Genomic DNA, 26,940 nt, shown 5'->3' on the forward strand with positions numbered 1-26,940 from the left:
ATGAATGTAACCCGTGCCGACATGGCCGATCTTGTCTATTTTTTCGCCATAGCCCGCCATCAGAGTTTTAGTAAAGCTGCCGTTGAACTTGGGGTGAGCGCATCGACGCTGAGCCACGCGATCAAGGGATTTGAGGCGCGGCTGGGCGTGCGTCTGCTGAACCGCACGACCAAAAGCGTTTCCCTGACGGCGGCAGGCGAGAGTCTGGCCAGCACGGTAAGCGAGCCGCTCGCTTCAATCGATGTCGCGATTGAACAGCTCAACCAGTTTCGCGACTCGCCTGCGGGACATATTCGGCTCAACGTCGCCGTCGAGGCGGCCACGCTGCTGCTGGCCCCGGTCCTGTCTGTTTTTGCTGAACGTTACCCCGATATTGAGCTGGACATCGTGGCCAGCAACCGCATTGTTGATGTAACGGAAGCGCGGTTTGACGCAGGGATCCGCTATGGCGGAACCGTGCCTGAAGATATGGTGGCGCAGCGGCTGTCCGCCGATGTGCGCTGGGTGGTCGCCGCATCCCCGGAATATCTTGCCCGCTTTGGCGAGCCCCGGCATCCTCACGATCTTCAACAGCACCGCTGCGTCAGCAATCGTCTGGGAAACAACCGCATTTATAAATGGGAGTTTGAACGTGGCGAAGAGCAGCTCACCGTCAAAGTACCGCCGCTGTTAACGGTCGATCTGGCGGAGACGGGCGTGGTGGCCATTCTGCAGGGGTTTGGCCTGATGTACCTGCCGGAACCGCTGATAGCAGAGCACGTCAGCGCAGGGCGCCTGCGTCTGGTGCTGACCGACTGGGCCTCATACGGACCGGGATTCTATATCTATTACTCCAGCCGTCATCAGGTTCCCGCCGGGCTGCGCCTGTTAATCTCCCTTGTGCGGGAAATGAAGCCGCTCGGTCTGTAGTCCGATTGATGAAAATAACTCACAGCCCCATTCGATAGCGAGGGCTGGCTCCTTCTTATTCCGCGCCTTACCCTGTGGCAAAAGAGAAGGAGAGCTTGATGAACTATTCGCACCGCTGTATTCCCGGTCTGTTCTGGCTTTTGGCCGTCATCGCGTTTCTGTTTAGCTTTACCTCTACCAGCCGCGCGGCAGAGGCTAACACGCTGGTTATCGTCTCTCATCCGTATCCCGAGCAATCGGTCATGACCAAAGGTCTTGAGGCCGCAGCGCAAAGCGTACCCGGCGTGACCGTACGCAATCTCGAGGCGCTTTACGGTTTTGACACCCGAAATATCAATGCCGATGAAGAGCGACGGCTCATGCGGGAACACTCGCGCATCGTTTTTATCTTCCCGACCCACTGGTTCAACATCACCCCGATGATGAAGGCCTGGTTGAACGATACCTGGGGCAGCGTAGGGCCGGGAGTATGGCAGGGCAAAGAGATGCTGATTGTCACGACGGCCGCAGGCGGTGACGCGACATACGGCGAGACCGGGCGAACGGGCGTCAGCCTGGCCGACGTCTTTACGCCAATGAAGGCCAGCGCGCTGCATGCGGGAATGACCTGGCTGCCTCCGCTGGTTTTTCAGCGCGCCAGCCGCGATCAACTGCCTGAATACCAGCGTCAACTGGTGGAAAGGCTGAAGAATTAACGTGTCGGAAAGGTGTTCAGGATGAAAGCTTTTATTGCCGTAGCTGCAATGTCGTTAATGCTGGGCGCGCCAGCCCTGGCAGAAGAAAAAAGAGGTGAAAAAATGGCTCCACGTAGTCCATCCGTATTGTCCGCTGAGGATATTCAATCCGTCGCGCCGGCGCTTGCCCGTTTCGGCAGCGAGGTGCTGATAGGGGATCTCTGGCAGAGAACAGAACTCTCGCGTCGCGACCGCAGCATCGTGACCGTGGCGATTCTTATCGCCCGTAATCAGCCGGCGGAGCTAAAACATAACGTTGAAGTTGCTCTGGATAACGACGTCACGGCGGCTGAAATCTCAGAGATCGTCACGCATCTGGCTTTTTATTCCGGCTGGCCCAACGCGATGGCCGCCGTTGCGGTGACGAAAGATATTTTTGTTGCGCGCGGCATTGGCCGCGAGCAGCTGGCTGCTGCCTCCCCGGAGCTGCTCCCTCTTAATCAGGCGGTGGAGAACCAGCGTTCAACAACCGTAGAACAGAACTTCGGCGCGATTTCCCCTGGACTGGTGAAGTTTACGACTCAACCGCTTTTTCTTGACCTGTGGCAGCGACCGGGGCTGAAGCCGCGCGACCGCAGCCTGGTCACGGTCAGCGCGTTGATTGCCGCCGGGCAAAGCGCGCAAATTGGCTACCACCTTAACCGGGCGATGGATAACGGCCTCACCGCGCAAGAGGCGGGGGAGATCGTTGCGCATGCTGCTTTCTATGCCGGCTGGCCAAACGCCTTTTCGGCGGTAGCGGTGGTGAGTGAAGTCCTGCGCGCTCGTGGCCTGGCAGGGTGAGCGGATGTTTAACTCTCTTAGCGCCACGTTATTGATTTTTATTGCTACGACGGGGGCGGCATTTGCCGCCGGGCGGGAGAACGCGGTGAAGATTCAGTTTGAGTTCAATGGCGCCACTGTTGTCGGCTCGCTGGATGAGAGCGCAGCGGCTAATGAGTTCCTGGCGCAGCTGCCGATGACGGTGAAGCTCGAGGATTATGGTTCCACGGAAAAAATCGCCTGGCTGCCGACGAAACTGCGCCGCGCGGATTCTGGTGCCTCAATGACCCCACGGCGCGGCGACATCGCCTATTACGCGCCGTGGGGCAATCTGGCCATTTTTCGCGAGGATTTTCGCCACTCCCCCGGGCTGATAAGCCTCGGGCGGATAGAGGAGGGCCTCGCCGCGCTCGACCAGGCGGGAGCCGAAACGGTAACCATCCGGCGTTATTAAGTTCGTCCTGCGTTAAATTTTCCTTCCTGCATGCTTAAATGGGCTGTTTACAGCCCATTTATCGGATACAAAGCGAACGCTCAGTATCGGCAAAAATCATCTACACTTTTCCAGCCAGGTCATTTTCACACCTAACGAGACGCTATCGTCCAGACATAGCATCCCGCCTTAAGACCCGACCCACTGCAGGCGTCAGGCCCGCAGCCTTGTTTTCTCACGAGAGGAGTTTGTAACATGGCATTTGTGACAACCAAAGACGGCGTCAATATCTTCTTTAAAGACTGGGGCCCGAAGGAGGCGCAGCCGATCGTATTTCATCATGGCTGGCCTTTAAGTGCCGATGATTGGGATAACCAGATGCTGTTTTTCCTGGCAGAAGGGTTCCGGGTTATTGCGATTGACCGACGCGGTCATGGTCGTTCAGATCAGGTGAGTGACGGTCACGATATGGATCATTATGCCGCCGATGCCTCAGCGGTGGCGGAGCATCTGGATCTGCATAATGCCGTGCATATCGGGCATTCTACCGGCGGTGGGCAGGTTGCGCGCTACGTTGCGCAGTATGGTCAGCCGCAGGGGCGCGTGGCCAAAGCGGTGCTGATCAGCGCGGTTCCGCCATTGATGGTAAAAACGGAGAGTAATCCGGGCGGTACGCCAATCGAGGTGTTTGATGGTTTTCGCAAAGCGCTGGCCGCCAACCGCTCGCAGTTTTATCTCGACGTGGCGTCCGGGCCGTTCTACGGCTTTAACCGTGAAGGCGCGGAGGTGTCCCAGGGCACGATTCAGAACTGGTGGCGGCAGGGCATGACCGGTAGCGCAAAAGCGCACTATGAGGGGATTAAGGCGTTTTCGGAAACCGACCAGACCGAAGATTTAAAAGCCATTACGCTGCCGGTGCTGGTGATGCAGGGCGATGATGATCAGGTTGTGCCTTATCAAAACGCCGCGATACTGCAGGATAAGCTGCTGCCGAACAGCCAGCTAAAAATTTATCCCGGCTTTCCGCACGGTATGCATACCTCGCACGCCGATGTGATTAACGCCGATCTGCTGGCGTTTATTCGCTCGTAGCCTGGTGCTATAAGAAGGCCGCCATCCGGCGGCCTTCTCGTTTACATCAGGCTTTCATGCTGGAGGATTTTGAGCATTTCGTCCTTCAACATAAGTTTTTCTTTCTTCATCTGTACAAGCTCGAGACTGTATCCTTTGCCATCGACTCCTTCTATGCGGGAAATGTCGTGATCGAGTGCATTATGTTTTTCGAATAGCGACTGAAAGCGCGGATGCGTGGTTTTCAATCGAGAAATCAGCTCTCTGTATTCTGGAAACATGTACCTTCCTTGTTGATGGTGAAAAGTGTGTACGCTGACACACACATTCAGATTACCCATATGAATAAAATGGTAATGCGAACGAAGTCGCGTTTATGTTACGTACTAATGAAATCTCAGGGGCCGGAAGCGGCCTGGAGGCATAGATGACAGTTGAAGAACCCACCGTTGCGCTGATCGGTCCGGGCGCAATTGGTACCACCATCGCCGCGGCGCTGCACGAGGTTGGCCGTACGCCTCTGGTATGCGGCCGCCGTGCGCACCCGCAGCTTTCGCTGCGTTTTGATGGTGGAAATATTGTGGTGCCGGGGCCGGTCTTGACGGAACCGGCATCGGTCGCCGCGCCGTACGACCTGGTATTTGTGGCGGTAAAAGCGACACAAATTGCGGCTATTGCACCGTGGCTGCAAGCGCTGTGTCACGATCGAACGGTAGTCTGCGTGCTCCAAAACGGCGTTGAACAAAAAACGCTGTTCGCGCCGTACGTGGCGGAAGCGGCCGTGCTGCCATCGGTCGTCTGGTTCCCCGCGCAGCGTGAGCCTGAAGCGTCAGTCTGGCTGCGGGCGAAACCGCGCCTGACGCTGCCGGATGTTGAGGGGGCCGAGCGGGTGCGACACGCGCTACGGGACACGCGCTGTGAAGTGGATATCAGCGCGGATTTTCTCTCCGTTGCGTGGCGTAAACTGCTGCAGAATGCGGTCGCCGGTCTGATGGTGCTGGCGGGGAGGCGGGCAGGGATGTTTGCCCGCGACGATATCACGGCGCTTGCTTTAGCCTATTTGCAGGAGGGGCTGACGGTGGCGCGCGCCGCAGGCGCCAGCCTGGACGACGGCGTGCCGCAGGAAATTCTCGCCGGTTTTCACCGTGCGCCTCCGGATTTAAGCACTTCAATACTGACGGATCGCGAGGCCGGGCTGCCGCTGGAGTGGGATATTCGCAACGGGGTCGTTCAGCGATATGGCCGTATTCACCATACCCCCACGCCGTTAAGCGATGTGATTGTGCCGCTGCTGGCCGCTGCCAGCGACGGGCCGGGCTAAAGGCGCGGGACGCCGGCGTGATAACGTTCCCCGGGATCAGATTGATTCCGCCAGCCGGTCGACAACCACTTTGCCGCTATTATCAAACTGGGTGATGCGGTAATTCACGCAATAGGAACGGCGGGTGGTAAATTGATTGAATAATGCCACCCGGCCTTTTTTATCACCATTTTTATTCACAATAATCCATTCGGTGACGTCCGTTGAATTCGCTTTACCGCTGCTGGCGTCCTGTTGTTCGACCAGACGATCCTCTTTTTCTACCTTCAAAAAATCACGTAACATTTATTTATCTCCGCTCATCATTGTTTTTAACAATACTCTCTTTATCGATTCATTCAATTAAACATTTTAATCAAAGCTATGGATTATTAGTCAGGAATGCATTGGCTTAGTGAATGTGTATCCCATTGAATTTAATTAACATAAATTTAATCACCTCACCCGGGATACGTATGTTTTTCCATGAGTAACGGTTTTTTTATCCCGGATTCATTTATGTGACAACGTCACATAAATGTTAATGTCGACCTACCTCACAGATAGAAATTTTATATGACTGATGCGAACTTGATCACTTGACTGGTCAAGTGTGGCGCACCTATGTTGAAAGCACCTTCTTATCCGTTCCGGGGAGCAAGAAACATGGGCATCATTCGAACGTTAAACGGGGATATTTCCGCTAATCAGCTGGGCGTCACCTACAGCCACGACCATATTTACTGTATTCCGCCCTATTGGGCCGAGCGTCAGGATGACGATCTGTTACTCGACGATCCGCAGGCTTCAGAGCGTGAATTAAGCGACTTCCGCCGGGCGGGTGGTAACGCCATCTACGACGCCACCGCGCCGGATTATGGCCGTCAGGCCGCAGCCGTCGCCGCCATGGCGCAGCGCCAGCAGCTGCACATTATCGCCACTGCGGGTTTTAACAAAGGCTTTCTGTGGAGCAGCAAGCGGCCGGGCTCCGCGCAGACTTTCGCCGAGTGGATTGCACATTCAGACGTTGATGAACTGGTTGAACATGTCTGTCGCGAGGTCACTGAGGGGATAGAGGGCACCGAACATCGGGCCGGCGTGGTGAAGTGCGGTACCGGCTATAACGCCATTTCCCCTCTGGAACAAAAAATCATGGAGGTTATCGTTCGCGCCCAGCAGCGCACCGGGGCGCCGATGCACAGCCATACGGAAATGGGGACGATGGGACTCGAGCAGGCGCAGCTCTTTAAAAAATGGGGGCTGGATCTCTCCCGCTTATGTTTTGCTCATATGGATCGTAACCCCGATCCCTGGCTGCACCGTCAGATCGCCAACACCGGGGCGTTTCTCTCTTTCGACGGTATCAGTCGCATCAAATATCACCCAGAGCACATCCGTACCCAGGCCATCCTGGCGCTCTGCCAGCGTGGTTATCAAAAGCAGATCTTAATCGGCGGCGATTTTGCCCGTAAATCCATGAGCGCGCATTACGGCAAAGGGGGGCTGGGACTGAAATTTATCCTTAGCGACTGGCGGCCAAGATTTATTGACGAGGCCCGGGAAGCCGGGTTTGACGGCGAAGCGCTGCTGCATGATTTCTTCGTCGACAACCCGGCGCGTTACCTCGCTTTTGCCTGAGGAGATGTTATGAAGCTGCATCGTTTAAACGAAAGCGAGGCCCGGCGGGCTTTACAAAAGGCGCGGATCGCCTTATTGCCGCTCGGCGCCGTCGAGCCGCACGGCGACCACCTGCCGCTGGATACCGATAACCTGCTGGCCGAGCGGTTTTGCGCGCTGCTTGACGAGCAGCTGGGCGAGTGCGCCCTGAGCCTGCCGGTCGTTTCCTACAGCCAGGTCTGGTCCCTGCGCGGCCACGCGGGCGCGATTGATATCGGTCATGAACGGCTGACGTCGCTGCTGGTGTCGCTGGCGGAAAACATGGCCAGCTACGGTATCACCACCACGGCGGTGATTAACGCGCATTACGGCAATTTTGATGCGATGAAAGCGGCCTCCCGGCAGCTAAAAGAGCAGGGTATTACCTTGCTTAGCTATAGCTGGGCGGGGATGGATGAGGAGGTAAAACGACGGCAAACCACCGCGGTGGCTTACCCCGGCTATATGCATGCTGATGAGGTCGAAACCTCGCTGATGCTGGCGCTGGCGCCGGAGTTCGTCACCATGACCAACGCCCGCGCGCACTATCCGGCTTTCCCGAACAATTTTCGCTATCAGCCGATACCCTGGACCGAGTTTTCTGACTATGCGGTGCTGGGCGATCCAACTGCCGCCAGCGAAGAGAAAGGGCGCGCGTTCGTCCAGCGGGCGCTGGCGACCACGCTTGCCTCTATCCGTCATCACCTAACCCAAGGAGCCTCCGATGATTGAGCGTCAGGCGATACGTGTAGACTGCCCGGCCGCTACCCCTGAGGAGGCCATCCGCGAGGCGGGGAACGCGTTGTGCCGCGCGGGAGCCTGTAGCCCGCAATACGTCCAGGCAATGGTCGATAGCTACCGCGAGCTGGGCCCCTATTTTGTCATTGCCCCCGGGCTGGCGCTGCCGCATGCCCGCCCGGAGCAGGGGGCGATGAAAGCGCAGATCAGCGCGGTCAGGCTGCGTGAACCGCTGGCGTTTGGTCATGCGGAAAACGACCCGGTGCAGGTGGTGCTGGGGCTTTCGGCAACCAGCAGCGATGCCCATATCCACCTTATCCAGCATATCGTGACCGTACTCAGCGATGAAAATAACCTGCATACCCTGATGCATTCGAACGATCCAGAACAACTTTATCGGCTGTTAGCCAGCGGCTCGCAGCGTTTGTAGCGTGATGAACACGGAGTGAGTAGCGATGAAAATTCTGACAGTCTGTGGTTTAGGTATGGGCTCCAGCCTGATTTTAAAAATGAACGTTGAGGCGGTGTTAAAACAGCACGGGATTCAGGCCTCCGTGGAACATATGGATGTCTCTTCCGCTGCTTCGGCCAACGCCGATGTGGTGATAACCAACGCGGAGCTGGTGGACAACCTTAAGCATCTGTCCTGTCCGGTGGTGGTGGTGAACAACTATATCGATAACGCCGAAATCACCGCGGCGCTGACCCAGGCGAAAATTCTGCCCGCAGGAGAGCCGTCATGAGCGAGTTTCTTGGCGTGCTGCGCTGGATCACCATCAATATATTTGGTGAAGCGTCGATCTTAATTGGCCTGATTGTGCTGCTGGGGCTAGTGCTGCAAAAGAAATCGCTGGCGGACATTGTGTCCGGCACCCTGAAAGGCATTCTGGGCTTTCTGATCATCGGCGCGGGGGCCGGGATTATCGTCTCCGCGCTGCTGATATTTCAGCCGATCTGGACCGAAGTTTTCGGTCTCAGCTCCATGAACCTGACCAATATTATCGGCCAGGCGCGCTTCAGCGAACGCTACGGAAGCAGCGTGACCATCGCCATTGCCGGCGGATTCGCCATCAATTTGCTGCTGGCCCGGCTGACGCGCTTTAAATACATCTACCTGACAGGACATATGATGTTCTGGACGACGATGATCTTTGCCGGGGTGATGGTGAACACCGAGCCCGCTATTTCAGCGGTGCAGCTGACGCTGATGCTAACGGTGATTATGGGGCTCTACTGGACCCTACAGCCCGCGCTGGTTCAGCCCTGGGTGCGAAAAATCACCGGCAACGACAACGTGGCGCTGGGGCATACTTCCGCCTCCGTCGCGCTGCTGGGGGCGATTTTTGGCCAGATTTTCGCCCGCAACAAAATCAGCTCCGAAGATATCAAAGTCCCTAAAAAGTTGGGTTTCCTGCGCGACTCCAACGTGGTGACGGCGTTGACCATGGCGCTGCTGTTCTTTATTGGCACCTTTATTCTGCAGATTAAAGGTACGCCGAAAGCGGCGGAGATTCTGGCGCAATCCGGCGACCTGAGCTTCTACATCTATGCCCTCAAACAATCGCTGATGTTTACCGGCGGCATTGCCGTCGTGCTGCTCGGCGTACGGATGTTTATTGGCGAAATGGTGCCGGCGTTTAACGGCATCGGATCGCGGCTGGTGCCCGGCGCAAAACCGGCGCTGGACTGCCCGATACTGTTTAACTTTGCGCCAAACGCGGTGGTGCTGGGGTTTGTCGGCGCTTTTGTCGGCTCGCTGCTGTGGCTGACCCTGATCGGCCGCTATACCGGCTACGTTTTTATTCCCAGTATGATTGTGATTTTCTTTCACGCCGGTACGGCGGGGGTCTTCGGCAATATTACCGGAGGCTATAAAGGCGCTCTGCTGGCGGGGTTTATCACCTCGACCGTGGTCGCCTGGGGGCAGTATTTCTGCGTCACCGGCTTTATCGACAATACGATCCCGGATACCGCGCTATGGGCAGGCGACAGCGATATGTTTGTCCTCGCGCCAGTCATTCATCTTTTGACCCGCCTGCTGGCGTTCTGATATCGGGAGGAAGTCTATGAGTCAGGCCCTGAAACAGTACTACAGTCAGATCCGCCAGAAGCTGGCTTTTCTTGAGCAGCGCCCCGATGAACTCACCCGGGCGGCGGAAATCATGTCCCACAGCATTATGGGGCAGCGCAACATCTTCGTCTTTGGCGCCAGCCACGCCGGGATTCTGGCGGAGGAGATGAGCTATCGCGCGGGCGGCCTGGCCATCATCAATCCGCTTTTTACGCCTGCGCTGATGCTTAACGTCAGGCCGTTAACCCTCACCAGCGCGGTGGAAAATGTGGAGCACCTCGGTCGGGTACTGGTGGAGCAGTCGCCGCTAAGGGCTGAAGATACGCTGCTGATCCATTCGGTGTCGGGACGCAACGCGATTACCATTGATGTCGCGCTGGCGGCGAAAGCGTGCGGCGCAAAGGTTATCGCGATTACCAGCCTGGCGACGGCGGCGCGCGTGACGTCGCGCCACTCCAGCGGCAAGCTGCTGGTGGATGTGGCCGATATCACCATTGATAACCACTGCGAGTATGGCGATGCGGCGGTGAGCCTGCCGGGGATGGCGCAGAAAGCCGCGCCGCTCTCCACCATCATGGGCGCGACCATCGCCAACAGCCTGGTATTACGTATTTGCGAAATCATGCTGGAAAATGCGCGCACGCCGCCCATTCTCGCCAGCGCAAACATAGACGGTAATCAGGAGATAAATCAGGATATACTTAGCGCTTACAGGAGCCAGATACACTACCTCTGAGTTGGAGCACAAGTATGTTTGAGTCGGATGGACTCCCTCTCTATTTAAGGATAAAAGACGTTATCCTGCAGCGGATCCTCTCTTTTACCTATGACGATAAACTCCCGGGCGAACTGCTGCTCGCCGGGGAGTTTAAGGTCGCGCGCGGTACCATTAAACAGGCGATAGATTCGCTGGCCAGTATTGGCATGGTGTACCGCGAACAGGGTAAAGGGACGTTTATTAACCGCGATGCGCTGCAGAAATACTACACCGACCTCCCGGACGTACTGACCACCTTTGCTCCGCCGGGGGAGATAGCCGTGGAAGTTCTGTCGCTGATTTCGACCATGGCCGACCGCCAGGTGGCGGAGCAAATGGGGCTGGATTTAGGCTGCCAGCTGATGCGTCTGGAGCGGCTGTTAGTGCAGGGCGATCGGCCGGTTGGCCATGTGCTGACCTGGCTTAATGGCCGTATCTATAACGATCTGAGCCACGTGGACGGCAGCCGATCGCTGTATAAGCAGCTGCGGGAAACGTTCGGCTACTCGCCGGCCAACGCCACGGAACGCTATACGCCGGTGTGCTGCGATAGCCGCACGGCGGGATTGCTCAATATTGAACCCGGCCAGGCTCTGTTTCGCATTGAGCGCGTCGCCCGCGATCTGGATGATGTGGTGCTTGAATACAGCGTCACGCATACCCTTGACGCCAGCCTGTCGCTGCAAATCGCCACCAGCCAGAGCAGCATGAGCCAGCAGTGGGCCTGCACGATCGAGAAAGGGCGTTAATCCGCCTCCCAGGCGAGAATATCGCCTGGCTGGCACTCCAGCGCCTGGCAGATTTTTGCCAGCGTATCGAAGCGGATGCCTTTCACCTTTCCTGATTTGAGCAAAGACAGGTTTTGCTCGGTAATCCCTACATAGGCCGCCAGCGCTCTGGACGTCATTTTTCTCTCTACCAGCAATTTGTCCAGATTAACCACTACCGCCATAGTCAGATAAACTCCTTATTCTCATTTTCCGCTCTGATCCCTTCGAGCATGGAGTGAAACGTCACAAATAACAAGCCGCCGGTCAGCAGCAGGACAAAATCGCTAAGTAAAAGAACGATCTGGGTATAAGGATGCGGCCAGTAAAAAACCAGCGGCACCAGGAAGCGAAACAGCGGCAGCAGGAGCCCCATCCCCAGCATCGCCAGCGCGATTTTTCTTACCCTCAGCGCCAGGTCGAGGCTCAGAATGGTGCGTTTTCTGACGTATTGAGTGACGCGGATCCCCTGCCAGATCGCCCAGGCGAAAAGCCCGGCGGGTAAATAGAGTATCGCCAGCAGCGCCAGCAGTTTAAAAGTCGGTGCCGTCAGACCGCTTTCATTACCGAGCGGAACCTCGGCAAACTCAAGCATATTTGCGAGGAAAAACGACTCGCCGGTAAAATAGATCCACGCTGGCGTAATGACCGCCAGAATAAAAAACAGCGGTAATATTCCAGCCAGTAAGAACAGACTGAGTTTGTTTCGTGCGTTTTTCACCTTTAACCTTCCTGAATAATGGTGCGATTACAGAACCAGCACGCCTAAGCATGACATAAGGAGCAGAGATAAGACAACGTGTAGTCCGGCCGCCCGTCGCGACGGGCCGCGGAACCACGGGCGCTGCCAGACGCTAAACAGACCGATGGCAATAAACGCCGCCTGTATTGTCCAGGTCAACATTCGCATCAGGTAGCCTGTTTTACTCAGGTTATCGATGGTTTGTAATGACTCGGCAATATAAATAACAATGAAGGTGAAGAGAACATAATTAATAAGGCGTACTTTGTACCGTGCAAACCCGTTTCCGGAAATAAAGACCGCCACTGACAGCAGGGTCAATATCGCCCACAGCATATTAATCCAGTTCATCGTTCTTCCTTAACGTCGGATAGCGTGGAAAGCAGCAATTTGATTGCCGGCACAATTACCGGCCATGCGGTATCTGAGAGGATCACGACGGCGGTTTTACGCTCGGGGTCAAAGGCCATCACGGCGGCATAGCCCGCGGACTGACCATCGTGCCAGATAATATCCCGTCCCTTGATAGCGGTGGTGAACCATGAATAGCCTACCCGTGAATCGGGATCGTCGGTCGCGAACCGCGGCGCCATGCCCTGGCTTCCGGCCAGTTTTCCTGCCATAAGCGCCTGGGCATATTTCGTCATATCGACAATAGTGGAACGTACGCCGGCCGCAGGCGAGAAGGCGTTTAAGATCCACGGCGCTTCGCGTAAACCTGACGCTGACCAGCCCGGCATAAATGCCGCGTCAGGCGGCGTCGTCTCTTGCGCCACAAGCGAACGGGTCATCCCGGCCGGTGCAAAAACGCGCTGTTCCAGCAACGCCGCGAATGTACGGTGAGAGGCGCGTTCCAGCGCTAGCCCCAGCAGGGCAAACCCGGAATTGGAGTAATCAAATATTTTGACCTTCGGTATCCGCGCCCGGTTAATCATTTCCGCCAGCTCCTGGCGATCGTAGCTCCACGGGTTTTCTCGTCTCACAATGGCGGTAAGCATGGCGATTTTCTGCGTGAGCGATGAGGCGAACGGAGGCAGGCCCGAACGATGCGAGACGAGCTCCTCAAGGCTAATATTCCGCGCCGGACCGACGAGCTCTGGCACCAGATCGCCGACCTGCGTCGTGGCTGTGACTTCGCCGCGCCGGATGGCATCAATCAGCAGGCTGGCGGTCAGGGTTTTGCTGAGGCTGCCAATCTCAAACTGCCTGGCATAATCATTGCCCCAGATACCATAGCGCACGCCGCCTGGCGTGATGAGCGCTGCGGCGACGTGACCGTGCGCGCCTTTGAGCAGCGGCGTTAAAAAGGCAACCAGCGCTTTGTCCCCGGATACCTGGGTGGTCAAGGGTCTGAAGCCGGGTTGCAAATAAATGCCTGCCGCCATCACCGCGACAAAAGCCAGGCCTGAGCACAGGATTTGCCAGTCACTGCAGTATCTGCGGTATCGATACCCGATCATGCTTTCTCCTTAAAATGAGTACAACCGCAATGAATACAAGGTGTACTGGACCCTGAATAGCGTGGAGCAACTGACGCGCCCGTCCCGGCAAATCCTGACATCTCGGCTGACATCGCCGGCGCGCGCCGCAGCGCCCCGGAGAGTAACCCCCCGCGCAGCATACTTCTGTTCATGACTTGCCTCTCCTGGCAATCTGGTCGGTGAAAGAGCGCGCAGATTATCCTGGTGTTTATCGTTTTACAATAAACTTTTATCGTTTTATATTTAATTAAAAAGCGGGGAGAGCCAGAGCGCGAAGCGCGAGTCGCGCGCGAAAAACAGAAGCGTGGGTTGATCGCGCGGCGTTAATGGCTCTTTGAGAGTGGCAGAATATCTGTCTGGCGGAGGCGTTATCAGGGGATAATGCGCGCGGCTCTCAGCTGAGCGAACAGGCGGAAAAACATATCGTCGGTGGCCTGCATTTCAGTGAAGCCCGCCCGGCGCAGTTTGCTGCCATCGCCAAACATGTCGTAGTTCCAGCCAAAGACGAAATCAGCAAATTTACCGTCGCTGAGCCTTAAGATGTCCGCTTCCACCAGACTCTGCCCGGCCAGTTCGCGCCAGTGCGAGCGGTAATCCACAAACAGCTGGTTAAATGACAGTCTGACCGGCGGGGCGGATGCCAGTTCAAACCAGCTCGCGATGCGCGGCCACAGCTCGCACCAGCGCCAGATGTCGCCGTTATTGACGTTGAACGCCTGGTTTTGCGCCGTTGGCGAGGTCGCGGCCCAGAGCGTGGCATCAGCCAGCAACCCGGCGTCCGTGTGATCGACAATGCTGTGCCAGGTTTTTTCCGAACCGGGGAAACGCAGCGGTAGATCCTGCGCTTTACATAGCGAAGCATAGATCGCGATGCTGAGTGCGAGATTCATGGCGTTGCCGGGCACCGTACTGCCGACCACGCCCGGCCTGATCGCGTTCCAGCGCCACGTTTTTCCGCGCTGGAAATGGCTGAGCCAGGTGAGCTGAGCGGCGTTAAATTCGGCCCCGGGTACGCCGGGATCGCTTTCACGCGCCGGGGTTTTGAACGGACCAAGATGCGCGCCGTACACTTTGTATCCCTGCATCAGGCTTACCGTCCGTAGCGGTGCGGTTTGCTCGATGTTGCTGACCAGGTTGCGCAGCATGGTGACGTTCGGTTCAACCATTTCCGCCCAGTTCCCGGCGTTGGCCCATGCGCTGTAAAAAATGTGGGTGACGCCGTTGAGCGAATGCAGTTTTTGCGCGCTGTGCTGCGCATCCAGTAAATCGACGTGAATGAAGGGAATGTTTTCCGGGTGGGACGATGCATGGCGGCTGAGGCCGATAACCTCCCAGCGATTGCGTAACAGCGTTTTCACCAGTTCTCTGCCAATAATGCCGCTGGCGCCGGCGACCAGGGCGATTTTGGGTTGCGGTATCTTATTCACGTTGCTTCTCCAGGGTGGGTGACAGAGGCAGTGTGGTATATTATTTTTTTCACGCATATCCCGTAAAACTGATGGCACTTATAAGCAGAATCATTAAATGAATAATAAGCTCAACGCCATTGCCACCTTCCTGCGCGTGGTAGAAGCGGGATCCTTTTCAGCGGCAGCCCGCCAGTGCGGAATGAAACAATCCGCCGTCAGTCAGCAGATCGCGGCGCTTGAGGAGGAGCTTGGGGTGGTGTTGCTGCACCGAACCACGCGTGCGATGGCGCTGACCGAGCAGGGAGAAATTTACCGGCGCGATATGCAGCTTTTGCTGGAAGCGATGCATGAAGCGGAAAGGCGCTTACAGCCAACCGATCGCCAGTGGCAAGGCCGGGTGCACGTGCAGCTGCCGAGCGGCCTGGGGCAGCTCTTTTTGCCGCATCTGCTGGCGCTGCAGAAAATGCACCCCGAGCTGCGTCTGACGCTTTCTCTTGATGACCGCATTGCCGATCTGGTTGCTGAAGGAGTGGATGTCGCGCTGCGGTTGAGCAGTGAACCGCCGCCGGGGAGTGCGGCGCGCGTGCTGGCGCGTATTGAAACCGCGCTCTTTGCCGCCCCCGGTTTTAAAACGGTGCATGCCGTCAGCGAGCTGGCCGCCCACCCGCACGTGCGGTTCAGCGGCATCGCGCAGGACGCGCCGCTGCGGCTGGTCTCGGGTGATAAAACGGTTGATATGAAAGTCAATACCGTGTTTCGGGCTAACACCAGCGAAGCGCTGCTGCAGGCGTTAGAGTCCGGCATCGGTATCGGCGGCATGCAGTTACCCCTTGCGGCCCACGCTTTGCAGTCCGGCAGGCTGGTACCGGTATTACCCGCCTGGCGATTACCCGATCGCGTTCTCTATGCGGTCTATCCTGACGCCCGCTTTATCCCACCGCGGGTAAGAAGTATTATCGACGTGATTGAACAATTGCTGCCTGAGATGACGGAGAGTGTCTGACGGTTGGTTTTTCTCCTGCCTCTACCGCGCGTAAAGTGACGAGCGTTGCTGCTGACAAAGGCGTCTTGATTATGAACCGCTATGAAAAAGAGTATCGGCAGTTGCTGGCAAATGGCGCTATCGCCTGGGCTGGCGAAGGTTATTTCCGGGCCAAAGAACAGCAGGAGCGCGTTTTTAGCTGGCTTCATTTACAGCACTATTTCCCCCAACCCGGCGCGCCTGTCCTTGAACTGGGGTGCGGGAATGGCGCGATGGCCGCGCAGTATTTTGCGGAACGAGGCTATTCGGTGTGGGGGATAGATTGGTCCGAAACCGCGATCCGATGGGCACAAAATCGTTTTCAGCAAGCGGGTCTCCCGGCAAATTTTTTTGTCGGAGATGTCTGCCATATTCATCAGTGTCAGGATGCGACGTTTGAGCTCATTGTTGATGGCAGCTGTGTGCATTGCCTGATTGACGATGCCCGCCACCTCTGCTTTGCCGAAGTCAGAAGATTACTGAAACCCGGAGGACGACTGGTGATCGGCTCCATGTGCGGAACCCCGCGTCATGCCGAGGATATTCTCGCGTACGATCCTATCCGCCATCATTTACTTAAAGAGGGCAAACCCTGGCGTACGTTGCGACCGCTCCAGGCCCTGCTGGACGAGATTCGTGCGGAGCAATTTACGGTTCTTGAGGTGAATATTAATGAGAACGCATGGTGGGATCATGCCACCGTGGTATGTAGAGTCGATTAACCTTCACGCCTCCCGTCCGCTCGGGCCTGGAGCGGACGGGGAGCTTATGGGTAAACGTGAACGTTCTGCCGCCGGCGACGGTGCCAGGCCCCTGATTCAGGCGCTCAGCACCGACGGGGTTAATGCAGTGCCTTCGCTATCGCGCTAAACATCAGCGAGGCTTCCAGCGGTTGGGCGCTGAAGGCGGGCTCAGCCTGCGGCCAGGTCGACCACTGGACGATGACCAGATTTTCCGCCTGATTAACCATTATCATCTGACCAAAAATGCCCAGCGCCCACAGCGAATGTTGAAGGGATGCCTGCGGCGCAGGTTCAACGTTGGTCGCATTGGCCGGCACTTCATTGTTCCACCACTGGTAGCCGTAAATACCGTGTGGATGCGCCGCGGACACCGAGCCTGCCGCCCGAGTCCAGCGTGATGACTTGGCAACCCAGTTTTCCGGCAAGATCTGCTCGCCGTTCGGCAGCACGCCGTTATGCAGAATGAACTCACCGAAGCGCCCCCAATCCTCTAACGTGGCGTTAAAGCCGTGCGCGCCCACATCGTGCTCACCTTTTGTGTAGGCATGCCACACGCCGTCGCTCGCCATACCGTAGGGTTGCCAGATACTTTTTTCCAGATATGCCGCCAGCGTCATGCCGGTGGCGCGTTCCAGCACATCCCCCAGCAGCCATGCGCCGCCGGAGGAGTAAGACCAGTTCTCGCCGGCAGGATGCGCGCGGCGCAGGCCGGACACCAACTGACGTACGCAGTCATAGGCGCCGGGTCTGGCTTCACACTCGGTAAGCCGGGCGAAGTCCGATTGCGGATTAGTGTAGTCCTCATTCCACGCCACCCCGGAGGTGTGGCTAATCAGCTGCTTCAGGGTCACACCGTCCCAGGCGGTGCCTTTCAGGTCGGGTTCATACTGGGTGATGAGATCGTCGAGCGAGTGAATTTTGCCCTGTTTAATCGCCACGCCCACCAGGGTGGCAACCACGGTTTTGCCCACCGAGCGCGATGTCCAGAGAGTGGTGTCGGTATTGCCTTCTGCCAGATATTTCCAGGCCACTTTGCCATTTTTCAGCACCAGCATGCCGCTGACGTTCTGGCGCCGCAGGTAATCCTGCAGATTCCAGGTTTGACCGTTCACCCGATAGCTTGCGTCGGTTAAGCGTTTCGCCGCGGCCTGCAACGGCACGGCATTACCGTGATGAAACACATCGCCCGCGTAATTGCGGTAGTCGTTACGAAAGCCGATTACCCGGTCGGTCTGGCTCCAGGTGAGCATGTTGTGGGGATCCGGAAGCGGCGCATCAAAGGGGGCGGGACAGACGCTGAGTTCGGTGCCGGTACAGGCGGCCTGCGCGGCGGGCGCCAGCAGGACGCTGCAGAGACTGATAACAACGCCAGACAGCAGGCCAGGGTTAAACACTTTGCTTTTCATATTTTTACTCGTTCAGCTCAGGAAGGTGTTCAGCTTAAAAAAACGCGGCCTATAATAAAAAACGCATCATGGGGGAAAATCCCCCACAACAACTGAATGGAGAGCCGTATGCCGAGCCTGATATATTCTTTTGCCCAGCTGGAGGCCTTCACCGCCGTGGTTGAGAGCAAAAGCCTGGCGAAAGCGGCGCGCCAGCTGGGCAAGGACCGGACGACGCTGCGCGATTTAATTGAGTTCCTCGAAGATGGCCTGGGGTATGCGCTGTTCCTGCGCGAAGGGCGAAGCCTGCGCCTGACGCCGGAAGGTGAGCAGCTGCAGCGGCAGGCGCACCTGCTGATGCGCCAGGTGAAAGCGTTTGAAGCGTTTGCCAGGGCGGTGCCGAACAGCGCCACGCAGGACATGACCCTGGTCTACGATCCCTTTACCCCCAGAACGCTGCTGCAGGGGCTGATTAGCGCTATGGCCCAGCGCAACGTTCGTCTGAGTCTGATAAACGCGTCGCGCGACGAGGCGGAAAAGCTGCTGGCGAGCGGGCAGGCCGACCTGGGGATCTGCCAGGCGCGCCATCGTAGCGTGGGAGACGCTATGGAGTGGCGCGCCTTAGGGGCAATCGAGATGGATTTTTACGCCGCCGAAGCGCTTTTTCCCGGCGCTAAACAACCGCTATCCCTGCTGGAACTTTCGCTGGCGCCGCAGGTGATTATGCACCCGGATACTGACGAGCCCGTGGCCCGCCGTCTGCAAATTTCAGGACATACCATCTTCACCAACGACCTGGAGATGCTGCGTGGCCTGCTTGAACAGGGCTGCGGCTGGGGATTCTTGCCGACGCACATGAATGCGGCGCGCTGGAAAAACGTCACAACCTTGCGCACCGAAGTTGGCAATCAGGGGATCGGCCAAACGATGGTCACTATCTGGAAGCCAGGCAACGACAGGCGGGCGCTGGTAGCTGACACGCTGGACTTGTTGCCGGCATTGTGGTGAAAGCCGGGCCTCGCTGCTGGCATTTCGGCGACAGGGCGAGGCGTAAATCGATAAATACGCTACCTTGCAGAGCTATTGAGCAGACGAAAATTTTGCCGCGATCGCTTCAGCCGTGGGCTGTATGCCGCCCAGACTCCACTGTTCCGGCTCATGCTCATCAATGCGAACCCAGACTGAACGGCGGAACTCGGGATCGCCTTTCCCTTCAATTTCGACAATCAGATCGGTCATGCGGCGTAAAAGCTCTTTTTTTTGCTCCGGGTTCATTATTCCTTTAATGGTTTGTACATTGACGAAGGGCATTGTATTCTCCTTGATAAGCTAGGTCTAAAATTCATACTCAGATTAAAGAGCGAAAGCGGACATGTCAAAAAATAATTCAGTTGCCTACCTATTACCGGAGCTTTGCGGGCTTTCTGCGGCAGCGGAAATCCTGGGAGATCGGTGGGTTTTGTTGATTTTAAGAGAGGCTTTCTACGGCGTGACGCGCTTTGAAACGATCCGCTCGCATACAAAAATGCCTAAGCAGACGCTGGCAAACCGGTTAAAGAAAATGACGGAACTGGGTTTACTGAGCAAAACGCCTTATCAGGAAGAAGGCGTGCGCGAACGTTATGAGTATATCCTTACGCCAAAAAGCCGCAGCCTGGCGCCGATCCTGTTTTCCCTGATGGCGTGGGGGCATAAAAATATCCTGCATGATGAACCGCATATTGCGCTGGTGGATAAAGAGAGCGGGGACGTCGTCCACAATGCATTTGTGACGACGAAAGGCACCGTTGTTGAACCTCGGAACATCCAGATAGTGGCTCTGAACCTTAACCAGCCGTAGCGCGGGCGACAAAAACCGCAACCCCGTTTTCTGCTTTCTGACGGCAAACGTTGTCTGCTTGAGCGGGGAGGCGTAATATACGAAACATATATAAATTGTTACGGTACGTATAAATGGGCATTGTAAAAATTTCCGACCTGCTGCACGACGATATTCGTGACGCCAGCAAGGCGATGTCGCGTTCGGTCAACGCGCAGGCGGAGTACTGGATCCGTCTGGGTATGATGAGCGAGCTCTATCCCGAACTTAACCATCAGCAAATTAAGCTGATGATGCTCAAGTCCGGCTCTGACCGCTTGCTGGAGGTGATCAATGCTATCAATTCCCATTAAGACCGCAGACGAGCTGGCCAGACAGCGCCGCGCAGGTGAGCTGTTGGCCTCGGTTTTCGACATGCTGGATACCTTTATTCAGCCCGGTATCTCCACCATGGCCATCAACAACCGGGTGGAGGATTTTATCGTCAACGATCTGCATTCGCGCCCGGCCAGCAAAGGGCAGTATGATTTCCCCTACGTGCTGAATACGTCGATCAACGAAGTGGTTTGTCACGGTATGCCAAAGGAGAGCGAGCATCTGAAATCCGGCATGATCGTGAATGTGGATATTACGCTGGAAAAAGAGGGGCTGATTGCCGATTCCAGCAAAATGTATCTGATTGGCGAGGTTTCACCGCTGGCCCGTCGGCTGGTGCAGAAAACCTACGAAGCGATGTGGAAAGGGATCAAGGTCGTCAGGCCGGGCGCGACGCTGGGCGATATCGGCCATGCGATCCAGACTTATGTCGAAGGTAACGGCTACAGCGTGGTCAGGGAGTACTGCGGCCACGGCGTCGGCAGAGAGATGCACGAAGATCCCCAGGTGCTGCATTACGGCATACCCGGAACCGGCGCCGTGCTCAAGGAGGGGATGGTGTTTACCATTGAACCTATGGTGAATCAGGGCGATAGCCGGATAAAAACCAAAAAAGATGGCTGGACGGTGGTCACCCGCGATAAAAAACTGTCCGCGCAGTGGGAGCACACCATCGCCGTCACCGCGGATGGATTCGAGGTCCTGACCCTGCGTAAAGAGGAAGCGATCCCGGAGTAGCCCAAACAACAGGTTTCACGCCCGGGCAGTGAAACCTGTCAGACAGCGACTACGCGGGCATCTCTTTGCGCCCCACATAACGCTCTTTCCATAATGCGCCCGCCACCCCGATATCGAGGAATGGCGAAGGCGGCATAACGTTCGCCTGGCCGAGCGACTGCATCGCGGCGATCAGCGGGTTGTCCTGGCCCATCGCCAGATCGGCAAGCAGCGTCCCGGCGATAGTCTGTTTGGATACGCCAGCGCCGTTACAGCCCCCGGCGGTCCAGATCTGCGGCGCAAGACGCCCCCAGACCGGCGCGCCGTTGCGGGTGACGCTGATGGTCCCGGACCAGGTTCGCTCCAGCTGCACATCCTGCAGCTGCGGATAGGCCGCGTGGAACAGCGCCAGATGCTGGCGCGCGGCGCTGGCGGTCTGTCCGGCGGTAATCACTCCCCGCAATGCCGGATCGACATGCTGGCGGACCAGAAAACGATGATCGTGGGTATAGCGTAGCGTGGCGCCGGCGATCGCGTTGACCGGCGTTAATCCCCAGCTTTCCATTGCCGGCAGACGCTGGCGCTGTTCAGGGGTGAGCGGGGCGGTAATGCTGGCGTAGGTCGCCATTGACGCCTGGCGGCTCACGGTGGGCGAGAGTTCGCGCGAGAGCGCGTTGGTCGCCAGCATCGCCTGGTCGGCGCGGATCGTGCCCTGCAGCGTCGTCACCCTGACGCCGCCGTTTTCCTGACGCATAGCCAGCGCCGGGGTTTGATGGTAAACCGTGACGTTTTCCGGCAGATGACGCGCGAGGCCCGCAATCAGTTTCGCCGGGTTCACCAGAATACAGCCGGGGGTGTAAATTCCTTTGCTGTAAAGGCGGGTTCCCAGCTTCTGGTACAGCGCTTCGCCGTCCAGCAGGCTGTAAGGCTCCTGCATCAGCTGCAGGTTATCCACATACTCCTGCATAATGGCTTCGCTGGACGGATCTATCTGGCAGTGGTATTTCCCGACGTTTTCCCATTCGCAGGCAATCTGGTGCTCGGTCACCGTTTCATCGAGCAGGCGGATCCCCTCCTGGAGCAGGGCGCGGTAATCCTGCGCTTTTTTCAGCTCGGCGGTAGAGCTGCCGATATTGTGCGGCAGGCCGATGATAAAGCCAGAATTTCGCGCCGAGGAGCTGGTCGCGGCGCATTCGGCGTCGATGAGCACGATGTTCAGCTGCGGATTGAGGCTGGCCAGCCTGCGGGCAAAGCTTACGCCGGCATAGCCGGAGCCGATAATCACCCAGTCAGCTTTAATGTCGCCGCTCAGCGAGGGCTGTCGATAAAGATCTTCTTCATTAAGCGGCCATCCCACCTGATTTTGATTGAAAGGCACTGATGCAAATCTCACGGTTAATCTCCCTGTGGAAAAAACACCTGCAGGGCAGGTGTGAATGGGGTTGCCGCTCTCCGCGTTTTTGGTCTGGAGTGTGAGTCGGCAAGCGCCAGGGCAGCGTCTGAAAAATCACCACGCTGAATGATAATCACCTGGACAACAATTCAGCAGAATAACAAGGAACAGGCAAAATAACACCTCTTGCTGTAGGGGTATGCGGTTTTCTCTGGCCTGCGATATCACCCTGACGATTCACTACGGCAGCGAGTCGGCTACCTGGTTATTCCTTTCCTCTAACCCTGCAAGATACCGCATAAGATATTGCTGTGGATCATGATCGCATGACTAACATCTCTATAAGGTTATTTCTTCCGCAGAGGGAATTTTGACCAACTGGTAAAATATAGCCTCTCCGCGCTCCTCTCTATAAAGAAATCCTGCCCTTTCATAGGATTTTTCAGCTTTTAAACTTCGCTTCCTACAATATGTATTAGGAATTTTCTTACGGATGAGTCCTAATATTTCACAAGCACATCGATCTTTTGCAATTGTATGAAATACATGGTTTTTTTAATTGCGTGATGCTGTCGATGAAATTTTTTTAAGTTGTGCATATGTTTTTTTAAATTATTGGTAATATTTTTACATACATTGTCGTATTAAACTGCTTTTGCGAGATTTTATCCTGCAAATTATTTTTTAATGAAATTATTAGCTCGTAATTACCCATTTGGTAGATGCATATGTTCAATTGTAAGCTTTTTCAAGTTAGTATGATTTCGCTGTCAGGAATACACATAACTCAAGAGGATATAGCGGTATTTTGTCAGCATAAATATGCGTTATTATCTTCTGATGTTATTTTCAGGATGGTTATCCAGTAACTTTTAATATAACGGAATGTATTATGAAAATTAGCAAAATTGCATCTGCTGTTGTTCTCACTATGGGTGTCGCCTCTTTCGCAGCTCAGGCCGATCAGGGAAGCGGCAAGGTGACTTTCTGGGGTTCCATTATTGATGCACCATGCTCAATCAAAAATGGTTACGGCGATCAGCGTATTGAACTGGGTCAGATTTCCAATACTCATTTAGATAACGGCGGTATTTCCACTCCTCGTCCGTTCGACATCGAGCTGGAAAACTGCTCCTTCGAGAAGGATTCAAACGGCGACCCGATGTATAACACCGTTAAAGTGACCTTTGCTGGCGGTAATGTCCCAGGAGATATGACCATGTTGGCTATTTCCGGTCAGGCCGCTGGCGCCGGCGTGCGTATTGAAGATGGTTCTGGTCAACCCGTGACTTTATTGGTACCTACTAGCGGTCGCGGCCTGGGCATTGGCGACAATACCCTAAACTTCAGCGCTTACCTCGAAAAAATCTCTACCGTAACCAACGTCACTCCGGGTGATTTTGAAGCAGTGACCAACTTTACCCTGGCTTATGAATAAGGTGAGTCCTGTTCTCATGTAGCTTTATTCGGGCTGCATTTGCAGCCCGATATTCAGGAGCACAGTCATGGTAAATATATCGCGTTCTCTGATGTTGAGTTTGTTATTAGGCATATCACCGCTGTCTCAGGCATCCGACCAGGGGCGGGGCCTGGTTACAATGAATGGTCAAATTCAGGAGTCGGCCTGTTCTATTCATACCGACGATATCTGGCAGGAGATTCCATTCGGCGTGATCTCGTATAGCGATCTTAATCAGGAAGGCAAAGCGGTCATCAAACCTTTTGCGGTTCGGCTGGTGAATTGCTCACTGGAACGGAGTCGCGGCGGTTTATGGCAAAGCGTAAATATTACCTTTAGTGGCGAAACGGAGATATTCCGCCCGGATATTTTTAAAGTCAATGGCGAGGCGCAGGGGCTTGGACTGCGTATCCACAATCAGGCTGGCGATGTGGCGCGTGATGGAATACCGATGCCTGCCGTCATGATCCAAAATGAAAATAATGAATTACGTTATTTATTATCGTTAGTGCGCGGTGGAAAAACGTTGTCAGAAGGCGACTGGTACGGAATTATTCGTTTCATGGTGACCTATCAGTAGCGGGAAATATGAATGATAAAAACAGATGAGCCTCTCATCTAAATTATTTCCGGGATTGACGCTTCCCGCCGGTGAATTCTACCAGGCAATAAACGGATTTTAAAAAATGAAAAAAAGCAGACCACCAGCTTTTTACCTGCGACGTCTGGGTATTTACATTGCTATTGCCATTTTGGGTTCTACATCACCGGTAGTGGCGGTAGAATTTAATATTGATATTCTGGACTCGGAAGACCGGGAAAATATCGACTTATCGCGCTTTTCCCGGGCCGGTTATATTATGCCCGGAACCTATACGCTCAGCATGCGTTTAAATGAGCACGGTATTTCTGACCAGGAAATTTCTTTTATTGAAAGAACCCGTGACGATGGGGTGGTTGTAGAAACCTGTCTGACGCCTGCGCAGGTCGAACTTCTCGGTCTGCGGGATGACGCGCTCAACATGATTCAATGGCTCGACGAGGGGCGTTGCGCTGATTTTTCCGCTCTTGAAGGCGTCGTCCTGCGCGGCGATCTGTCAGAATCTTCCCTGCAAATTGCGGTCCCCCAGGCCTGGCTGGAATATCAGGATGCTTCGTGGCTGCCTGTTTCCCGCTGGGAAGAGGGCATCCCCGGGATGTTGGTTGACTATAACCTGAATACCAACGTCACCTGGCCTCGTCAGGGTAATCAGAGCCAGAGTGCCAGTATCAGCGGTACAACAGGCGTTAACCTGGGTGCCTGGCGCCTGAGGGGGGATTATCAGGGGAGCTATTACAATACGACCGGACGCGCGGATAAAAATTCACGTAATTTTGACTGGAGTCGTTTCTACGCCTATCGCGCGTTACCTGGAATGATGTCGAAACTCACCGTTGGTGAGGATTATCTCTCTTCCGATCTCTTTGACTCCTGGCGCTATACCGGTTTGTCGCTGGCGAGCGATGAAAGCCAGCTGCCGCCTAAACTTCGAGGCTACGCGCCTGAAGTCTCCGGCATTGCCCGTACCAACGCCAAAGTGACGGTCAGCCAACAGGGTCGAGTCATCTATGAAACGACGGTTGCCGCTGGCCCGTTTCGTATTCAGGAACTCAACAGCGCCCTGACCGGACGTCTGGATGTTCGCGTTGAAGAGCAGGATGGCTCCGTGCAGACATTCTCGGTTGAAACGGCTCAGGTTCCTTATCTGACGCGCCCCGGCCAGCTGCGTTATAAAATGACCACCGGTCGTCCGCGCGATTATAACCACAGCACTCAGGGACCATACTTCGCCACAGGTGAGCTCTCGTGGGGGCTTACCAACGCGTGGTCGCTGTACGGAGGTGGCATTTTTTCCCAGGACTACAACAGCCTGGCGGTGGGGGCGGGTCGTGATATGAACGCCTTCGGGACACTTTCTGCTGACGTGACTCATGCCAGCGCGCGTTTCCCGGATGATAAAAACAGGCAAGGGCGATCCTGGCGCCTGAGCTACTCCAAACGTTTTGATGAAATCAACAGTGAAGTGACGTTTGCCGGCTACCGTTTTTCTGAGCGCAACTATCTCACCATGGGTGAATATCTGGATATGCGCTATCGGGAAGGCTACGTCGGGAATAGCAAAGAGCTTTATACCCTCCAGGCGACCAAAAATTTCGCAGACCTGCGCCTGTCGACGCACATCAACTGGTCGCATCAGACTTACTGGAACCGCCCGGCGACCGATCGCTACAGCGTGTCGCTGAATAAATATTTTGACCTCGGTGACTGGCGGCATCTGTCGTTGTCCCTCAACGCCGCCCGCAGTGAATTTAACGGGCGTAAGGACGACAGCGCCTATATCTCACTGACGATGCCGTTTGGATCGGGAACCGTTGGCTATAACGGCAGCATGAGCCGCGACCGCTATACACAAAATGCCAGCTGGAGCCAAAGGCTGGATAACAACGACTATTACAGCATCAACGCCGGCAACAGCGTCGGCGGTGGGGAAGGAACTCGCAGCCAGATGAGCGGGTACTACTCGCACCTGGGCAATATGGCGGATGTCACCACCAACTTTAACTGGGCGCAAAGCCAGTACTCCTCGTTTGGTATTTCCGCCAGCGGCGGTATGACCGCGACCGCTGAAGGCGTGGCGCTGCACCCTGGTGGGGTACAGGGTGGGACTCGTCTGATGGTCAGTACTGATGGGGTAAGCGGTGTTCCGGTGGGCTTTCAGGGCCATACCAATGCTTTTGGCATCGCGGTAATCCCTGGGGTGCCAAATTACTATCGAACCCGCGCTGAGATTGACGTTAATCGTCTGCCAGACGATGTCGAGTCTGGCGGAACGCCGGTTGTTGAACTCGCCCTGACTGAAGGGGCCATCGGGTTCCGTCGTTTTGATGTGCTGAAAGGCTCTAAGGTCGTGGCCATCCTCAGCCAGGAAGATGGGCGCCATCCGCCATTCGGCGCCACGGTACATAACGCAAAAGATCGCGAACTGGGGATGGTCAGCGACAGCGGACTGGCCTGGTTGACCGGCGTGAATCCGGATGAACGCTTAACCGTGCACTGGAGTGGTTCCGCTCAGTGTGAAGTCGTACTGCCACGGGTTATCCCTGCACAGCAGCTATTGCTGCCGTGCAAGCCGGTCACTCGCGGCTGAGAAAGTGAAT

32 protein-coding genes are annotated in these 26,940 nt (G+C 55.7%); 22 read left to right on the forward strand and 10 right to left on the reverse strand.

The features are described from left to right. From JLG71_RS13470 to JLG71_RS13490, 5 genes are all read left to right on the forward strand, one after another. Positions 1 to 909 (forward strand): LysR family transcriptional regulator, encoded by a 909-nt coding sequence (locus JLG71_RS13470; RefSeq protein WP_200914283.1) that lies wholly within the window; start codon positions 1 to 3, stop codon positions 907 to 909. A gap of 98 nt (positions 910 to 1,007) precedes the next feature. Then, complete coding sequence (locus tag JLG71_RS13475; RefSeq protein WP_154919128.1) at positions 1,008 to 1,604, forward strand: NAD(P)H-dependent oxidoreductase; 597 nt, start codon at positions 1,008 to 1,010, stop codon at positions 1,602 to 1,604. Between the two features lie 21 nt (positions 1,605 to 1,625). After that, the gene (locus JLG71_RS13480; protein WP_064378191.1) at positions 1,626 to 2,426 is read left to right on the forward strand and encodes a carboxymuconolactone decarboxylase family protein; all 801 of its coding nucleotides are present in this window, start codon (positions 1,626 to 1,628) and stop codon (positions 2,424 to 2,426) included. Between the two features lie 4 nt (positions 2,427 to 2,430). Then, complete coding sequence (locus JLG71_RS13485; RefSeq protein WP_047723791.1) at positions 2,431 to 2,859, forward strand: cyclophilin-like fold protein; 429 nt, start codon at positions 2,431 to 2,433, stop codon at positions 2,857 to 2,859. 234 nt (positions 2,860 to 3,093) lie between these two features. Then, on the forward strand, positions 3,094 to 3,930 hold the full coding sequence (locus JLG71_RS13490; RefSeq protein WP_014838530.1) for an alpha/beta fold hydrolase: 837 nt from the start codon (positions 3,094 to 3,096) through the stop codon (positions 3,928 to 3,930). A 41-nt stretch (positions 3,931 to 3,971) separates the two neighbouring features. Here the strand turns inward: JLG71_RS13490 and JLG71_RS13495 are convergent, their stop codons facing one another. Further along, the gene (locus JLG71_RS13495) at positions 3,972 to 4,190 is read right to left on the reverse strand and encodes a YdcH family protein (protein ID WP_004102179.1); all 219 of its coding nucleotides are present in this window, start codon (positions 4,188 to 4,190) and stop codon (positions 3,972 to 3,974) included. Between the two features lie 146 nt (positions 4,191 to 4,336). On the opposite strand from JLG71_RS13495, the gene JLG71_RS13500 reads away from it, so the two are divergent. Then, a complete protein-coding gene (locus tag JLG71_RS13500) occupies positions 4,337 to 5,230 on the forward strand; it encodes an oxidoreductase (RefSeq protein ID WP_200914284.1) in 894 nt (297 codons plus the stop codon). Between the two features lie 36 nt (positions 5,231 to 5,266). Here JLG71_RS13500 and JLG71_RS13505 read toward each other — a convergent pair whose 3' ends face one another. Beyond that, complete coding sequence (locus JLG71_RS13505; protein ID WP_004120166.1) at positions 5,267 to 5,515, reverse strand: hypothetical protein; 249 nt, start codon at positions 5,513 to 5,515, stop codon at positions 5,267 to 5,269. Positions 5,516 to 5,875: 360 nt separating this feature from the next. Here JLG71_RS13505 and JLG71_RS13510 point away from each other — a divergent pair, with 360 nt between their 5' ends. The 7 genes from JLG71_RS13510 to JLG71_RS13540 are packed head-to-tail and all read left to right on the forward strand — an operon-like array spanning position 5,876 to position 11,180. Continuing rightward, entirely contained in the window at positions 5,876 to 6,847 is a 972-nt protein-coding gene (locus JLG71_RS13510; RefSeq protein ID WP_070596128.1) for a phosphotriesterase family protein, read from the forward strand. A 9-nt stretch (positions 6,848 to 6,856) separates the two neighbouring features. Then, positions 6,857 to 7,597: a creatininase family protein gene (locus JLG71_RS13515; RefSeq protein ID WP_047723795.1), complete on the forward strand. Its 741-nt coding sequence runs from the start codon at positions 6,857 to 6,859 to the stop codon at positions 7,595 to 7,597. After that, positions 7,590 to 8,033 carry a PTS sugar transporter subunit IIA gene (locus JLG71_RS13520; protein WP_014229418.1) on the forward strand — a complete coding sequence of 148 codons (444 nt, stop codon included), beginning with the start codon at positions 7,590 to 7,592 and terminating at the stop codon, positions 8,031 to 8,033. Before JLG71_RS13515 ends, JLG71_RS13520 begins: the two co-directional genes overlap by 8 nt. 25 nt (positions 8,034 to 8,058) lie before the next feature. Further along, complete coding sequence (locus JLG71_RS13525) at positions 8,059 to 8,346, forward strand: PTS sugar transporter subunit IIB (protein WP_004851015.1); 288 nt, start codon at positions 8,059 to 8,061, stop codon at positions 8,344 to 8,346. After that, positions 8,343 to 9,653 carry a PTS ascorbate transporter subunit IIC gene (locus JLG71_RS13530; protein ID WP_004851013.1) on the forward strand — a complete coding sequence of 437 codons (1,311 nt, stop codon included), beginning with the start codon at positions 8,343 to 8,345 and terminating at the stop codon, positions 9,651 to 9,653. Before JLG71_RS13525 ends, JLG71_RS13530 begins: the two co-directional genes overlap by 4 nt. Positions 9,654 to 9,669: 16 nt before the next feature. Beyond that, positions 9,670 to 10,410 carry a sugar isomerase domain-containing protein gene (locus JLG71_RS13535; RefSeq protein WP_009652212.1) on the forward strand — a complete coding sequence of 247 codons (741 nt, stop codon included), beginning with the start codon at positions 9,670 to 9,672 and terminating at the stop codon, positions 10,408 to 10,410. A gap of 14 nt (positions 10,411 to 10,424) precedes the next feature. Next, a complete protein-coding gene (locus JLG71_RS13540) occupies positions 10,425 to 11,180 on the forward strand; it encodes a GntR family transcriptional regulator (RefSeq protein WP_004851009.1) in 756 nt (251 codons plus the stop codon). Here JLG71_RS13540 and JLG71_RS13545 read toward each other — a convergent pair. The 5 genes from JLG71_RS13545 to JLG71_RS13565 form a co-directional block, all read right to left on the reverse strand. Next, the gene (locus JLG71_RS13545; RefSeq protein ID WP_004120193.1) at positions 11,177 to 11,383 is read right to left on the reverse strand and encodes a helix-turn-helix domain-containing protein; all 207 of its coding nucleotides are present in this window, start codon (positions 11,381 to 11,383) and stop codon (positions 11,177 to 11,179) included. The genes JLG71_RS13540 and JLG71_RS13545 overlap by 4 nt on opposite strands. A gap of 2 nt (positions 11,384 to 11,385) precedes the next feature. After that, a complete protein-coding gene (locus JLG71_RS13550; protein ID WP_025106292.1) occupies positions 11,386 to 11,919 on the reverse strand; it encodes a DUF2975 domain-containing protein in 534 nt (177 codons plus the stop codon). 27 nt (positions 11,920 to 11,946) lie between these two features. Beyond that, positions 11,947 to 12,291 (reverse strand): hypothetical protein, encoded by a 345-nt coding sequence (locus tag JLG71_RS13555; protein WP_025106293.1) that lies wholly within the window; start codon positions 12,289 to 12,291, stop codon positions 11,947 to 11,949. Beyond that, positions 12,288 to 13,400 carry a serine hydrolase domain-containing protein gene (locus JLG71_RS13560; RefSeq protein WP_025106294.1) on the reverse strand — a complete coding sequence of 371 codons (1,113 nt, stop codon included), beginning with the start codon at positions 13,398 to 13,400 and terminating at the stop codon, positions 12,288 to 12,290. The genes JLG71_RS13555 and JLG71_RS13560 overlap by 4 nt, the downstream gene beginning before the upstream one ends. Positions 13,401 to 13,792: 392 nt before the next feature. Beyond that, positions 13,793 to 14,848 (reverse strand): SDR family oxidoreductase, encoded by a 1,056-nt coding sequence (locus tag JLG71_RS13565; RefSeq protein ID WP_025106295.1) that lies wholly within the window; start codon positions 14,846 to 14,848, stop codon positions 13,793 to 13,795. A 97-nt stretch (positions 14,849 to 14,945) separates the two neighbouring features. Between JLG71_RS13565 and JLG71_RS13570 the strand changes: the two genes are divergently transcribed. Continuing rightward, positions 14,946 to 15,833, forward strand: a complete 888-nt coding sequence (locus JLG71_RS13570) for a LysR family transcriptional regulator (protein WP_049082563.1) — start codon at positions 14,946 to 14,948, stop codon at positions 15,831 to 15,833. Between the two features lie 71 nt (positions 15,834 to 15,904). Beyond that, positions 15,905 to 16,573, forward strand: a complete 669-nt coding sequence (locus JLG71_RS13575) for a class I SAM-dependent methyltransferase (protein ID WP_049082562.1) — start codon at positions 15,905 to 15,907, stop codon at positions 16,571 to 16,573. 119 nt (positions 16,574 to 16,692) lie between these two features. Here JLG71_RS13575 and JLG71_RS13580 read toward each other — a convergent pair whose 3' ends face one another. After that, complete coding sequence (locus JLG71_RS13580; RefSeq protein ID WP_186006166.1) at positions 16,693 to 18,000, reverse strand: serine hydrolase domain-containing protein; 1,308 nt, start codon at positions 17,998 to 18,000, stop codon at positions 16,693 to 16,695. Positions 18,001 to 18,108: 108 nt separating this feature from the next. Between JLG71_RS13580 and JLG71_RS13585 the strand changes: the two genes are divergently transcribed. Then, positions 18,109 to 18,987, forward strand: coding sequence for a LysR family transcriptional regulator (locus JLG71_RS13585; RefSeq protein ID WP_148851934.1), 879 nt, complete (start codon positions 18,109 to 18,111; stop codon positions 18,985 to 18,987). A 72-nt stretch (positions 18,988 to 19,059) separates the two neighbouring features. On the opposite strand, the gene JLG71_RS13590 is transcribed toward JLG71_RS13585, so the two are convergent. Continuing rightward, a complete protein-coding gene (locus JLG71_RS13590; RefSeq protein WP_014229413.1) occupies positions 19,060 to 19,290 on the reverse strand; it encodes a tautomerase family protein in 231 nt (76 codons plus the stop codon). A gap of 61 nt (positions 19,291 to 19,351) precedes the next feature. Here JLG71_RS13590 and JLG71_RS13595 point away from each other — a divergent pair, with 61 nt between their 5' ends. The 3 genes from JLG71_RS13595 to map all read left to right on the forward strand — a co-directional run bounded on the left by JLG71_RS13595 (position 19,352) and on the right by map (position 20,911). Continuing rightward, positions 19,352 to 19,819: a winged helix-turn-helix transcriptional regulator gene (locus JLG71_RS13595; protein ID WP_014229412.1), complete on the forward strand. Its 468-nt coding sequence runs from the start codon at positions 19,352 to 19,354 to the stop codon at positions 19,817 to 19,819. A 113-nt stretch (positions 19,820 to 19,932) separates the two neighbouring features. Further along, on the forward strand, positions 19,933 to 20,151 hold the full coding sequence (locus JLG71_RS13600) for a ParD-like family protein (protein WP_004102160.1): 219 nt from the start codon (positions 19,933 to 19,935) through the stop codon (positions 20,149 to 20,151). Further along, positions 20,132 to 20,911 (forward strand): type I methionyl aminopeptidase, encoded by a 780-nt coding sequence (map, locus tag JLG71_RS13605; RefSeq protein WP_046877961.1) that lies wholly within the window; start codon positions 20,132 to 20,134, stop codon positions 20,909 to 20,911. Before JLG71_RS13600 ends, map begins: the two co-directional genes overlap by 20 nt. A gap of 49 nt (positions 20,912 to 20,960) precedes the next feature. On the opposite strand, the gene JLG71_RS13610 is transcribed toward map, so the two are convergent. Then, positions 20,961 to 22,283 (reverse strand): NAD(P)/FAD-dependent oxidoreductase, encoded by a 1,323-nt coding sequence (locus JLG71_RS13610; protein ID WP_046877960.1) that lies wholly within the window; start codon positions 22,281 to 22,283, stop codon positions 20,961 to 20,963. A gap of 892 nt (positions 22,284 to 23,175) precedes the next feature. On the opposite strand from JLG71_RS13610, the gene JLG71_RS13615 reads away from it, so the two are divergent. The 3 genes from JLG71_RS13615 (at position 23,176) to JLG71_RS13625 (ending at position 26,930) form a co-directional block, all read left to right on the forward strand. Beyond that, a complete protein-coding gene (locus JLG71_RS13615; protein ID WP_025106302.1) occupies positions 23,176 to 23,721 on the forward strand; it encodes a fimbrial protein in 546 nt (181 codons plus the stop codon). A gap of 67 nt (positions 23,722 to 23,788) precedes the next feature. Then, entirely contained in the window at positions 23,789 to 24,322 is a 534-nt protein-coding gene (locus JLG71_RS13620) for a fimbrial protein (protein ID WP_046877959.1), read from the forward strand. A 106-nt stretch (positions 24,323 to 24,428) separates the two neighbouring features. Next, a complete protein-coding gene (locus JLG71_RS13625) occupies positions 24,429 to 26,930 on the forward strand; it encodes a fimbria/pilus outer membrane usher protein (RefSeq protein ID WP_106510668.1) in 2,502 nt (833 codons plus the stop codon). Positions 26,931 to 26,940 lie beyond the last annotated feature (10 nt).

The organism is Klebsiella michiganensis (genome assembly GCF_015139575.1).
GTDB lineage: Bacteria > Pseudomonadota > Gammaproteobacteria > Enterobacterales > Enterobacteriaceae > Klebsiella > Klebsiella michiganensis.